At 44.1% G+C, this 13,120-nt stretch carries 12 protein-coding genes; 9 read left to right on the forward strand and 3 right to left on the reverse strand.

Features of this window, described 5'->3' with window-relative positions; genetic code table 11:
* Positions 1-219: 219 nt before the first annotated feature.
* The 3 genes from QJ036_RS07850 to QJ036_RS07860 are packed head-to-tail and all read left to right on the forward strand — an operon-like array spanning position 220 to position 4,122.
* Positions 220-1,323: an ABC transporter ATP-binding protein gene (locus QJ036_RS07850; RefSeq protein WP_283230839.1), complete on the forward strand. Its 1,104-nt coding sequence runs from the start codon at positions 220-222 to the stop codon at positions 1,321-1,323.
* Entirely contained in the window at positions 1,307-3,565 is a 2,259-nt protein-coding gene (locus QJ036_RS07855) for an ABC transporter permease (RefSeq protein ID WP_283230840.1), read from the forward strand. The genes QJ036_RS07850 and QJ036_RS07855 overlap by 17 nt, the downstream gene beginning before the upstream one ends.
* Positions 3,562-4,122 carry a DUF4340 domain-containing protein gene (locus tag QJ036_RS07860; protein ID WP_283230841.1) on the forward strand — a complete coding sequence of 187 codons (561 nt, stop codon included), beginning with the start codon at positions 3,562-3,564 and terminating at the stop codon, positions 4,120-4,122. The genes QJ036_RS07855 and QJ036_RS07860 overlap by 4 nt, the downstream gene beginning before the upstream one ends.
* A gap of 150 nt (positions 4,123-4,272) precedes the next feature.
* On the opposite strand, the gene QJ036_RS07865 is transcribed toward QJ036_RS07860, so the two are convergent.
* The 3 genes from QJ036_RS07865 to QJ036_RS07875 all read right to left on the reverse strand — a co-directional run bounded on the left by QJ036_RS07865 (position 4,273) and on the right by QJ036_RS07875 (position 6,871).
* The gene (locus QJ036_RS07865; protein WP_283230842.1) at positions 4,273-4,920 is read right to left on the reverse strand and encodes a helix-turn-helix domain-containing protein; all 648 of its coding nucleotides are present in this window, start codon (positions 4,918-4,920) and stop codon (positions 4,273-4,275) included.
* Positions 4,886-5,584 (reverse strand): DUF3990 domain-containing protein, encoded by a 699-nt coding sequence (locus tag QJ036_RS07870; protein ID WP_283230843.1) that lies wholly within the window; start codon positions 5,582-5,584, stop codon positions 4,886-4,888. The genes QJ036_RS07865 and QJ036_RS07870 overlap by 35 nt, the downstream gene beginning before the upstream one ends.
* A gap of 213 nt (positions 5,585-5,797) precedes the next feature.
* Positions 5,798-6,871 carry a LacI family DNA-binding transcriptional regulator gene (locus QJ036_RS07875; protein WP_331487515.1) on the reverse strand — a complete coding sequence of 358 codons (1,074 nt, stop codon included), beginning with the start codon at positions 6,869-6,871 and terminating at the stop codon, positions 5,798-5,800.
* 246 nt (positions 6,872-7,117) lie between these two features.
* Between QJ036_RS07875 and QJ036_RS07880 the strand changes: the two genes are divergently transcribed.
* The 6 genes from QJ036_RS07880 to QJ036_RS07905 all read left to right on the forward strand — a co-directional run bounded on the left by QJ036_RS07880 (position 7,118) and on the right by QJ036_RS07905 (position 13,120).
* A complete protein-coding gene (locus QJ036_RS07880) occupies positions 7,118-8,314 on the forward strand; it encodes an ABC transporter substrate-binding protein (RefSeq protein ID WP_283230844.1) in 1,197 nt (398 codons plus the stop codon).
* A 156-nt stretch (positions 8,315-8,470) separates the two neighbouring features.
* Complete coding sequence (locus QJ036_RS07885; protein WP_283230845.1) at positions 8,471-9,649, forward strand: amidohydrolase family protein; 1,179 nt, start codon at positions 8,471-8,473, stop codon at positions 9,647-9,649.
* 65 nt (positions 9,650-9,714) lie between these two features.
* Positions 9,715-10,593, forward strand: coding sequence for a branched-chain amino acid ABC transporter permease (locus QJ036_RS07890; protein ID WP_283230846.1), 879 nt, complete (start codon positions 9,715-9,717; stop codon positions 10,591-10,593).
* A gap of 15 nt (positions 10,594-10,608) precedes the next feature.
* Positions 10,609-11,652, forward strand: a complete 1,044-nt coding sequence (locus tag QJ036_RS07895; protein WP_283230847.1) for a branched-chain amino acid ABC transporter permease — start codon at positions 10,609-10,611, stop codon at positions 11,650-11,652.
* Between the two features lie 11 nt (positions 11,653-11,663).
* Entirely contained in the window at positions 11,664-12,419 is a 756-nt protein-coding gene (locus tag QJ036_RS07900) for an ABC transporter ATP-binding protein (RefSeq protein ID WP_331487512.1), read from the forward strand.
* Complete coding sequence (locus QJ036_RS07905; protein ID WP_331487513.1) at positions 12,416-13,120, forward strand: ABC transporter ATP-binding protein; 705 nt, start codon at positions 12,416-12,418, stop codon at positions 13,118-13,120. Before QJ036_RS07900 ends, QJ036_RS07905 begins: the two co-directional genes overlap by 4 nt.

Below are 13,120 nucleotides of genomic sequence, written 5' to 3' on the forward strand. Positions count from 1 at the left end.
CTGACGCATAGTATAATTAGTACTGGTATTGTTATTTAGTAGCATAATTAATTATACCAAAAAATCGCTCAGACCTCACGGTCTGGGCGATTTTTCTGTCAGGGGAGTTTTTTTACAGCCCCTGTTTTTTTAATCACAGAATTTTCACAGATTGGTTTCATAATGGGCACAATTTCCCCTTACAATAATTACGGATAATGTCTAAAAGGAGGATGAACCGTGATTGAGGTGAAAGATCTGGTGAAGCGGTATGGGAACCATCTGGCGGTGGACCATCTGAGCTTCACGGTGAAAAAGGGGCAGATTTATGGTTTCCTGGGACCCAACGGGGCAGGAAAGTCGACAACAATGAATATCATTACGGGATATATCGCGTCTACGGAGGGGACAGTTCTGGTAGACGGCCACGATATTCGGAAGGAACCGGAGGCAGCGAAGCGATGCATCGGTTATCTGCCGGAGCAGCCGCCTCTGTATTTTGACATGACGGTGCTGGAGTATCTGCGGTTTGTGGCGGAGCTAAAGCGGGTAAAGAAGAGCGAACGGGACGACATGGTGGAACAGGTCATGGAAATGACCGGCATCACTCCGGTGGCGGGCCGAATGATCGGGAATCTCTCCAAGGGCTTCCGGCAGCGGGTAGGCCTTGCTCAGGCTCTGGTTGGATTTCCGGAGATCCTGATCCTGGATGAGCCGACGGTGGGACTTGATCCGAAGCAGATGATCGAGATCCGGGAACTGATCCGGGATCTTTCCAAAGATCATACGGTGATCTTAAGCTCCCATATTTTGTCGGAGGTCAGTGCCGTCTGCGATCATATTCTGATCATATCCAAAGGGCGCCTGGCTGCAAGTGATACGCCGGAGAATCTGAGCCGTACCATGGCCGGAGCCCAGAGGCTGTCCCTGCTGGTAAAGGGAACGGAGGAGACTGTCATGGAGCTTTTGCAGGGGGCAGATCAGACCATGGGAATTGCCGGATATCAGACGGAGCCCTCCGGTGAAGCGGGAGTCCTCAGCGTTTCTCTGACTGCGGAGCCGGAGCGGGATATCCGGGAAGCAGTATTTTTCCTTATGGCAGATGCCGGTCTTCCGATCCTGGAGATGAAGGCGGCGGGCAGAAGTCTGGAGGATGTATTCCTGGAGCTGACGCAGGACGGCGGTGAACAGCCGGAGGAGCGAGAAACCGGAGCTGACAGCGAGTATCCGGCGGATAATGAGTGTCCGGCAGATGATGAGTATCCGGCTGACAACGAGCTTCGAAATGATGAGGCATCCGAGAATGAGAAAGAGGAGGGAACAGGCCATGAAGGCGATTTATAAAAGAGAGGTGAAGGCATATCTCACCTCCATGATCGGCTATGTGTTTATTGCCCTGAACCTTTTGCTGGTGGGAATCTATTTTACTTATTATAATCTGCGCTACGGTTATCCTTATATGGATTATACCCTGTCGGGTGTCAGCTTCATTTTTCTGATCACGACTCCCATTCTGACCATGAAGGTCATGGCGGAGGAGCGGAAACAGAAAACGGATCAGCTGCTTTTGACTTCACCGGTCCGCCCGGTGGAGATCGTGCTGGGAAAATACCTTGCCCTGGTGACCATTTTCCTGATCCCCATGGCGGTCATCGGTCTGTATCCGCTGATACTCTCTTCTTTCGGAACAGTGCCGCTTTCCGCTGCCTATACAGCACTTCTCGGCTATTTCCTTCTGGGCTGCGCCTATCTGGCACTGGGGCTTTTCCTGTCGTCAGTGACGGAAAGTCCGGTGCTTTCGGCGGTACTGACCTTTGGAGCCTGTTTTCTGTGCTATATGGCCGGTTCTCTGGAGAGCTTCTTTTCCGGCTCTTCCTTTGCAACCTTTATTGCATTTCTTGTGATTGCCCTTCTGGTCTGCCTATTGGTTTACAGCCTCACAAAAAGCGCGGCTGTCTCCGGAGGGGTTCTGGCTTTGGCAGCGGCAGCTCTCTGTCTTTGCTATTTTGTGAAGCCATCCCTGCTGTCCGGCGGCATCCAGAAGCTGATGGGAATCTTTGATTTCGGGGAGGCCTTCAATTCCTTTTTAAACGGGATCCTGGATCTCAGATCTGTGCTTTATTATCTTTCGGCCATCGGACTTTTCTGCTTCTTTACGGTGCAGTCCATTGAGAAGCGGCGGTGGGGGTATCATCACGGCTCCTACAGCATTGGCTGGATGGCGGCAGTGGTGGGAATCGTCCTGGTGGTGAATCTGACAGCAGCGGAGCTTCCTTCCCGGTTTACCAGCCATGATATGACTGCGAACCAGTATTATACCCTTTCTGATCAGACGAAAGAGCTTTTGGACGGTCTTTCCGGGGACGTGACCATTTATCAGCTGACGGAGGACGGAAGCTCGGACGGAATGGTGGAAAATCTGCTGGATCAGTATGCAGGACATTCCGGACATGTGAAGGTGGTAAAAAAGGATCTGGTTCAGTTTCCGACCTTCGCGTCCAATTACACGGATGATACGCTGCAGGCGGGCAGCCTGATCGTGGAATCGGCGGACAGGTACAAAGTGATCTCCTCCGCAGATTTGTATGAATATTCCTATGATTCCTATTATCAGATGTATCAGTCCGGATTTGACGGGGAAGGACAGATCACCAGCGCGGTGGCCTATGTGACATCTGAGGATATTCCGGTCATTTATGTTCTGGAGGGCCACCGGGAGGAGGGGCTGAGCACAGAGCTTACCGGTCAGATCGAAAAGGAAAATCTGGAGCTTGAGTCTCTGAATCTGGTCTCTCTGGAGGCCGTTCCGGAGGACGCGGCCGCGCTTCTGATCTGTTCGCCGCAGACGGATTTTTCTGAGGAAGAGACGGAAATGATCCTGAATTACCTGAAGGCGGGAGGAAGAGCTTTTATCACCAGCACCTATGCGGGAGAAAGCCTGCCCAACTTTAATTCGATTCTGGAGTATTATGGGATCTCTGCCATGGATGGTGTGGTCGCAGAAGGCGATTCGTCCTATTACCATCCGCAGAGCCGCCTGTATCTGCTTCCGGAGCTTGAAGCCGATGAATTGACTTCTTCCCTTTTGGCAGATAACCGACTGGTGTTTATGCCGGTATGCCAGGCAATCGAGCATCTGGAAGAAGTGCGGGATACGGTAAAGATCACAAGCCTTCTTACAAGCTCGGCGTCCTCCTATTTTAAGGCAGATGCCAGGAACATGACCACCGTGGAAAAAGAGGCGGATGACAAAGAAGGCCCCTTTGATCTGGCGGTAAAAATCACGGAACAGGCGGAGGACGCGGAACAGGAAACCCAGATCCTGTATTTTGCTTCGGGTTACCTGCTCGATGAGCAGATGAACCAGACAGTCTCCGGCGGAAATTACGAGCTTGTCATGAACGGTATCAGCAGTCTTGCCGGCCATGAGAATACGGTGGCCATTGCTGTAAAGAGTATGGAGGTTGAATATCTCACCATAACGGCGGCAGGCGTCAATACCTTCAGCATTGCAGTGACAGCGATACTTCCCGGTCTTCTTCTGGTGACAGGAGGAATCATCTGGTACAGGAGGAGGAAACGATGAAAACAAAACGGCTTATTGCAGCAGTCCTGATACTGATTCTCTGCATCGGCGGTTATCTGGCGGTGAAGAGCCTCGATCTTTCGGAAACCGGTGAAGAGGAGCCGGCCGCAGAATACGTGTTTCAGGCAGAGGAGATCACAGGCTTTTCCTTTGAAAGCGGCGGCGAAACGCTGACCTTTACCAAGGAGGAGGATACCTGGGTCTACGGAGACAACAGCGCACTTTCCATGAAACAGACTCAGCTGTCTGCCATGGAGTCCTGTCTGAAGGAGATAGAAGCGCTGAAAACGCTGGAGGAGCCGGAGGCGCTCTCGGAATACGGACTGGAGGAGCCGTCCAACCGGATCACCATAGTCACGCCGGAGGCAGCGACAGTACTTCTTTTAGGCAATGAAAATCCGGCGGCCGGCGGTTATTATGCCATGGTGGAAGGGGAAAGTACCGTCTATCTGATCCCGGACACCATCCCTGACAAGTTCTCACTTTCCCTGGATGATCTGAAGGAAACAGAGGCGGAGACGTCAGCGGAGGAAACCTCGCAGGAAGAAAGTCAATAGAACGATTGAAAGGTGTACAGAAAAAGACCTTTGCGGGATGGGATAAAACCCGGTGCAAAGGTCTTTTTTCAGATGGTAAAATTATCGTCCCGACCGGTTTTGTCTCAGCGTGACCGGAGCCGGAAAGGCGGGGATTTTGAAAGCGATTGGTTATGATTCCGGATTTTCCAGTAAATCTTCAATTGTACAGCCAAGAACTCTTGAAAGCTTATAAACTGTTCCGGCGTGCGCTTTATCAATATCATTCACTTTTTGCTCGTACATTTGAATAGAACGAAGCTTGACTCCTGAAAGCTTTGCAAGCTCCGCCTGCGAGATTCCCCGATTTTCACGAATCGTTTTTAATCGCGTCTCCTGTTCGACAGTGTGATATTTCCTGTTCATATCTTCAATGAAATGGTCGATATCCATTTCATGATATACCCGATACATGGAAATGATTTCTGACAGTGGAATTCTTGAAAAAATGTCTCTGAAACGTTTACCTGTTGCCCATTGATATTCAGCCAATGCCCACCCGGCCCAATATACGTTTGTACGCTCTTCGTAAAAGACTCTCTCCGGAAATTTCCTGTTTGGATAAGCATACAGGATTACTTTTTTTGCCAATTCTATACCAGACATTCCGGAGACAATTGCAGGGTTTCCGCGCTCAAATTTATCCGCATATCCAGATTGAACGAAAAGCTTTGAAAACAAATCTGCATCAAAATCACAGGTAGTGACTGCATAATCAAAAAATTCAGCCAGATTTTGTTTTGCGTCACTCAGATATAATTCGTTGTATGCGCGGATCATTATTTTTCATCTCCTCTCTGAGGATATCCAAAACGAAGATATCGTCTTTGTAAGAGCGGCTTTTTCGAATTTCTTTTGTGTACGTTTCTCTGGCACGGAAATCTCTTGTTATAAACCTGGGGTAATATATCGTTTTATCTGCGGACTCTGCGCCTTCGAAGGATAAGCTTGAAAAAGCTTTTTCTGAAATCAGAACGGTCTGTTCTCCCAGCTTTCCAAGCCGGAGTGCCTGATTTAAACTGCGAAGGGATAATCCGTTTTGAACAAAGGATTCTGCAAATGAGAAATAGGAGTCATCTGCTCTGTAACCAACGACAACATCATAGTATTTTAAATCAATTAAGAAATTATCAATGATATAATCACGGGCATCGACAGCAATTTCATTAGAAAGACGAAAGGTTCTGTTTTTTAATAATAATGCCATCCAATGCAGAATATTATAATCGCCGTCTAAGAGATTTAAAACTTTCAAAGTACCCTGTTCAAGAGCGTATTTATTTACAAATCCGTCTGTATTTTGTTTGCAGGCCCATTCCATGGCCATTTGCAATTCCCGTGTGCAATAAAATCCCCTGCCATAATCGTTGTTTCTTCTGCCGAGATGAAAATCCGGTTTTTCGATGATATGATCAGAACCATGAAATAATTGTGTGGTACTCATTCGGCTCCTCCTTGAATATCATTGTGATGATACGCTTTATTGTATCATTACAATGATATAAAAGCAATAAAAATATTTTGACAACCGATGGCAATCAGGTGGTTGATAGAAAGAGGGGGATAAACAAGACTGACTTTTGATTGAAATCTGATATGTTCTTGCATCACTCCGACTTACTGGCTATTATGAAGAAACCGGAGTGATGCAATCCTATTATGAAATGATTGTATTGGCTTCAATGGGGGTGAGGGGCTTTACTGTGTTTCCGTCGTGGAAAAATGCCGGAAGCTTGAAGATCCGTTTTGGAAGTCTCTTTTTGGTTTCAATTCGTTCCAGAATTAAACGAGCCAGCCGTTCACCCATCTCCTCGAGATTAGTTTCCATATAAGTCGGAGAAATATAGAGATAGTCAAGCTCGTGGCGGTTGCCGATGGTTACAACAGATAAATCATCCGGAATTTTAATCTGTTGTTCACTACAATACTTGAGAACACCTTTCATCATTTCGTTATTGGTTACAAGAAGAGCAGTGGGACGCATTGATGCAGAGGACAACATTTTTTTTGCCGCAAGATAACCGCTGGATACATCGAAGGATCCTTCATAAACCAATGGATTGTCGATATTTATCGTCATACCAAGCACAGCCATTGCATCCTGATATCCGCGGAATCTTTCCCTTGACACGACAAGATTATTAGGACCGTTGATAATTCCGATTTTTCTGTGACCGTTAGATAGCAAATTGGAGGTCAGCATATAAGAGGCTGCATGGTTATCGCTGTCTACAAAATCTCCTATGAAATTTGGATCAGATATATCATTACCAGTTAAAACAACAGGAATTTTTTTGTTGAGCTGAATAATCGACTGTGTGTTGGTACAGGAATTTAAAATTGCTCCATCGATTTTCTGCATCGAGATAAAGCGTAAAATAGAAGCTTCTTTGTCGGGATCTCCATTTGTGGAAAACAGCATCATAGAATAATTATATTCCCAAAGTACATTTTGAATTGCAGCCATCAAGAAGGTAAATACAGTGTTTCGGATATCGGTAACGACATATCCGATGATGTGAGTTCGATCTGTTTTGAGGCTGCTGGCAATTCCGTTCGGAGAATACTCCAGTTCATCTATGACGGACTGAACTAATTTTTCTGTTTCAGGATTAACAGTTCCGCTTGCGTTCATAACACGGGAAACCGTAGCTACAGAAACACCAGCTTTTGCTGCTACATCTTTGATGGTAATATTCTTTTTAATGACGCACCTCCGTGAAAATGTGATGTAACGTTACATGAAGATATTATAATTCGACTTTAAAAATAATACAATAGAAAAACAAAGTTTTGAGAAAATCCTCATAAATTCAGCAAAATAAACAAATATAGAACAAAAAATATATCTGATATGTCAATTTACACTAAGAAAATGAAGTGATAAAATGTGGTAAACGATTACATAAAGTTACATGTGTTTTACAGAGGCGATCGTACAGAACTATTATTCAAGGAGGTATCAGGTATGAGAAAGATGAAAAAGGCAGTATGTTTGATTGTAAGTGTAATGTTATTGGTTCTGGCAGCTGCAGGATGCGGAAGTAAATCCGAGACTCCTGCAAAGGATGAAACAAAAAAAGCAGAGACAGAAGCGAAGGGTGACGGTAAAGCGGAAGACACCTCAAAACCGATTAAGATTGCTCTTTATGGACCACTGACAGGGAATAATGCACAGTATGGTTTGACTTATCAGGCAACAATCAATGCTCTCTGTGAGAAGGTTAATGCTGAAGGCGGAATCAATGGACGAGAAGTAGTAGTGGAAGTATTTGATGATAAAAACGATCAGAAGGAAGCTTTGAACGTTGCAAACCTGATCGTTTCCGATCCGGAAATTGTTGCTGTAATAGGAAGCCAGACATCTTCTCCTACTCTTGCAGCAGCTCCCGTTTTTGAAGAAGCCGGAATTCCGATGATTACTCCTCAGGCCTCTCACGTTGATATTACACCCACAGGAAATCACATTTTCTCAATGTCTTGTCTTGCAACCTTTGAGGGTGGCGTGATCGCACAGAGAATGATCGAGGATAAATACACTAAAGTGGCTGCAATTTATGCCAATGACGATTATGGCCTTAATATTATTGAAAAGTGGAAATCTGATATTACTGAAGCAAATATTGAGATCGTAGACACCGAGGAATACATTTCCGGACAGACTTCCGATTTTACTCCGCTTCTTTCTAAGATCAAAGAGTCTGGGGCAGAAGCACTTTACATCGTACCTTCTTATGCAGATGCCGCAATGATCTGTACACAGATGGATCAGCTGGATATGGGAAACATCCAGAAATATGCATGCTCCATGTGCTATACAGACTCCTTCCTTGAGGCGGCAGGAGAGGCAGCGGAAGGCACAAAGGTATGTAACTTTATTTATCCTGAAACCACAGATGAAACCTTCCTTGCACTGAAGAAACTGCTGACTGAGAAGACAGATATGGAAAACATTGATGTTTACGCGACCAATTCTCATGATGCATTTATGCTTCTTGTAGATGCAATGAAAGAAGTTGGAACTGATGGTGATGCGATCGCACAATGGCTGACTGATGTTAAGGATTGGCCTGGCGCTTGCGGACCGATTACCTTTGATGAAACGAGACATCCGGACAAGCAGTTATTCTGGTTCCAGGTTGAAGGCGGACAGTTTAATTATCTGGGAGAATAAGTAATATTGAAAACAGCAAAAACAGCTTTGATAAAATGATAAAGTTGGTTGATATGCCTGTATATGGATAGGAAAAATGGCGTTGCCTCCCAAGGGCGGGATGGTCGGAGGAGGGCAACGCCATAACTATACTATTTTTCAAAAGTTATGTAATGTGTGGAGGAAAAAATGAAAATTGATTTATCTAATATTCCGGTAATTGATAATCATTGCCATCCGTTCGTATTAGGACGAGAGCCGGAGGTATTTGCAAAGAATTTTTGTATTGGACTTTACCCTGTATCTGAAGAGAATATGAAAAGTACCATTTATTATCAGCAGGTAATCAATGCATTGAGAAAATTTTTTAATCTTCCCGAGACTGCGACAGAGGAAGAAGTGGTTGCTCTCAGAAACAAATATGCACAGGAAGATCGAGTTAATTATGCCCATAAGTTATTTGAAAGCCAGAATATCAAAGGATTTCTTTGTGATTTTGGATTTCCGATTTCACAGATCACCAATCCGGAAAATAAATTGACGGACAGTGAGATAAAAGAATATCGGGATGCCTGCGAAGGTTATACCGACATATATAATATTGATCGAATCGAGTGGGTTGCAAATAGGATTGTTGAAGAAGAACCTTCCTTTGATGAGTTTGAAAGCCGTCTTGTAAAAGACACCAAAAAGCTGGTGCAGGAAAAGAACCTGATTGCGTTAAAATCAGTTGTTGCATACTATACAGGATTGGATGTTCGGCCGCTTTCCAGAGATGAATTTAAAAAAGGCTATTATTTATATCTTTATGATCCGGACAACTGGGAATACAGAAAAATGTTCCATGATTTTATTTTTATCAAGGCATGTGAAATCTGCCGTGAGTTAGATATCCCGCTTCAGGTACATACAGGACTCGGGGACACGCCTCATTGCCATATTGTCCGCGTAAATCCGGCAAATTTGACAGATGCACTGAATGACCCTAGAGTAATGGGGACAACCATTGTTCTGATCCACGGAGGCTATCCTTATTGTGAGGAACTGGGAATGCTGGTGAATCATTTTGAACATGTATATTGTGACTGTTCATCCTTTATTCCGTTTGCCGGAATTGCTGCATATGACAAGCTGAAGGCCTTGCTGGAGCTTTGTCCTACAAAGAAGCTGTTCTTTGGAACGGATGCAGGATTAATTCTGGAAGGATTATGGTTTGGTACAATGAACTTTAAAAAGGTATATGCCCGGATTCTGGAAGAATTAATTGATGATGGATATATCACGTATGAGTTTGCAATGCAAAGTGCTGAAGATATTTTATATAACAATGTTAAGAGAGTGTATAAATTGAAGTAGTATATTGTCCGGTGCTGATAAGGCACCGGACGATACACCATGTTAAGAAAAGGAGGATGTCTTAGGTGTTTCTCCAACAGATTGTAAACGGATTAACAATTGGATCGATATATGCCTTGGTTGCCATTGGCTATTCGTTGGTGTTTGGTGTATTAAGACTGATCAATTTTGCAAATGGTGCAGAATATATGCTGGGTGCATATTTTGTATTTATCATGATGACCACCTTTGGAGCGAAAGCACCTCTTGCCATACCGCTTGCGATTATCGCATTGGGCGTCGTTGGCTATTGCGTTGATCTGGTCGGATTAAGAAGACTGAGAAAGAAAAATGCTCCCAGAATGTCTGCCCTGATTGCTACGTTAGGTGTTGGAACCTTCATTGAAAATGCAATCCAAATATGGGTCGGGACGGAGACAAAATCTTATCCCAATTTCCTGAATTTTGGTAAGATCACTATTGGCAATACAATTATCAGCTGGACACAGATTATTATTTTTATCACCTGTATTTTCTTTATGCTTGCGGTATCTTTTGTAGTGTATAAGACCAAGATAGGAAAATCCATGCTTGCCGTATCTCAGGATCAGATGTGTGCCCGATTGATGGGAATCAATGTATCCTTAGTCATAGCTTTGACATTTGTAGTATCGGCCATGCTTGCCTGTGTTTCCGGTATTTTGGTTGGATCCTATTATCAGAATATTGACACGAATATGAGCTTTACTGTTGGTATGAAAACATTCGCGGCCGCTGTGCTGGGCGGTGTAGGATCTCTCCCGGGTGCTGTAGTCGGCGGATTGATTGTAGGACTTGCTGAGTCTATTGGAGCAAGCTATATCAGTGCCGGATACAGGGATGCTATTGCATTTGCAATTCTGATCATTGTTCTGCTTGTAAAGCCTTCCGGCCTTTTCGGTAAGAATAATGTGGAAAAAATGTAAGGGAGGTAACGGCAGATGAAAAACAACAATTGTTTCAAAAAAGCTTGGAACGGAATCGTTGAGTTCATAGCGATGCACCAGCTCCCGATCATGGCAGTTTTGATTGTGCTGGTCATAGCATTCCCATTTATGACGACCAACAAGTATTTTTTGCGAATCGCTACATTGTGTCTGATTAATATTGTGCTTGGCCTTGCCCTTAATCTTGTTCAGGGATATATGGGGCAAATGTCCTTTGCAACGGCGGCCTTTTGGGGAATTGGCGCATATGCAGGAAGTATAGGCGTTATGAGGCTGGGAATGTCTTCCATGGCAGGAATGGTGTTTGGTATGGCTGTAGCCGGAATGTTTGGTATGCTCATTGCTCTTCCAACATTAAAATTGAAAGGCTATTATTTGTCGATTGTAACCATGGGGTTTTGTGAAATTATCCGAATCGTTGAAATGAACTGGAAGGAGCTGACAAGAGGCTCTCTTGGCATCATGAATATCCCGCCGGTTACCATTTTTGGACATAAATTTAAGTCAGGAAGCGAAACATATATCATTGCGCTGATCATCCTGTTTATCGTTACGATTCTTGTTAAGAATCTTGTAAATTCTAATTTTGGTCTTTCTCTGAAAGCAATTCGGGATGATGATTCTGCTGCCGAAACGATGGGAATCAACATTGTTCATGTAAAACGGGTGAATTTTGTGATTTCTGCATTGATCTGCGGTTTTGTCGGTGCATTTTACGCACAGTATGTTACCTTTATTCACCCCTCTAGTTTTGCCAGTGGAGTATCACAGGAATATATTGTCATGATAATTTTTGGCGGTTTGGGAAGCATCCCCGGAACCTTCTTGGGATGTATTGCGCTTACTGTTCTTCCGGAGATGATGAGAGGTCTGCTGCAGTATCGTCTTCTCATTTATGGAGCGCTTATGGTTATCATGATGAATTTTATGCCCAGTGGGCTTCTGGGAAATCTTGATCTGGGACTTGTTAAGAAAAAGGTGCTGGAAAAAAGAAGAAAAAAGTCGATTGCACAGAAAACAGGAGGTGAAGCAAAATGAGCGCGAACCTTGTGGTGACAAATCTGACTCAGAAATTTGGTGGATTGACAGCATTAAACAATGTTAATATGGAGGTTAATTTCGGCGAAATTGTTGGCGTTATTGGACCAAACGGTGCGGGAAAGACAACTTTATTTAATGTGATTACAGGAGTGTATCATGCAACCTCCGGGACTGTCGTATTAAATGGAAAGCAAATTAATGGCTTGAAACGATATCAGATTACTCGGTTGGGCTTTGCACGTACATTTCAAAACATTCGATTGTTTAAGCAGATGACTGTTTTGGATAATGTTAAAATGGGAATGTGCTGTCGTTCCAAATGTAATATTTTCGATAATATTTTAAATACACCCAGGAGAAGAAGGGAAGACAAAGCGCAGGAAGAAAAAGCATTGGGAATCCTTGAACGTTTAAATCTTCTGGATTATAAATATGATTCTCCGGCAAGTCTTCCATATGGAGAGCAGAGAAGATTGGAAATTGCAAGAGCGATGGCAACAGATGCCACGATTCTGCTTTTGGATGAGCCGGCGGCTGGTATGAATGATCAGGAGACAGCTGAACTGTTAAAGACTGTAAGCGGACTCAGGGACTCCGGATATACGATTATTCTGATTGAACATGATATGAAGTTTGTTATGAATGTATGTGACAGAATTTATGTTTTAAATCATGGAGAACTGATTTCAACCGGAACTCCTGATGAGGTGAAAAACGATCCGGAGGTTATCAATGCTTATCTTGGAAAGGAGGAAGAGAAATGAGTATCCTTTCTATCAAAGATTTAAAGGTACAATATGGAGGCATCCAGGCACTTAGGGGTGTTTCCTTAGAGGTTGATGAGGGAGAGATCATCACATTGATCGGGGCAAACGGAGCCGGGAAATCCACACTGGTCAATTCTGTGATGGGAATCGTACCGAAAAGCTCCGGATCAGTGACCTATAAGGGAACGGATATTACAAAAAAAGACACAAGGCAAATCGTAAAAAGTGGTATTATATTAGCACCGGAGGGCCGTCATATTTTTCCCGGATTCACCGTTAGAGATAACCTCATGATGGGTGGATATTTTGGAAAAGCAGATGCCAACGACAGGGAATTGGAGACAGTATTTAATCTTTTTCCCATCTTAAAGGAGAGAATCAATCAGATGGGAGGAACCTTATCCGGAGGTGAACAGCAGATGCTTGCAGTGGGAAGGGCTCTTATGGCAAAACCGAAGATTATGATGTTGGATGAGCCTTCACTTGGACTTGCCCCTCTTGTGATTGCAGATATTTTCAAACTGTTTGACCGTATTCGGGAAATGGGAGTTACCATTATCCTGATTGAACAGAATGCGCGCATGGCATTGAAGGTCGCAGACCGCGGTTATGTGATTGAATCCGGTCGGATTGTATATGAAGATACGGCACAAAATCTGCTTCGCTCTGATGCTGTTGTGAAAGCATATTTAGGATAA

The organism is Fusibacillus kribbianus (assembly GCF_030053595.1).
Classification (GTDB): Bacteria; Bacillota; Clostridia; order Lachnospirales; family Lachnospiraceae; genus Lientehia; species Lientehia kribbiana.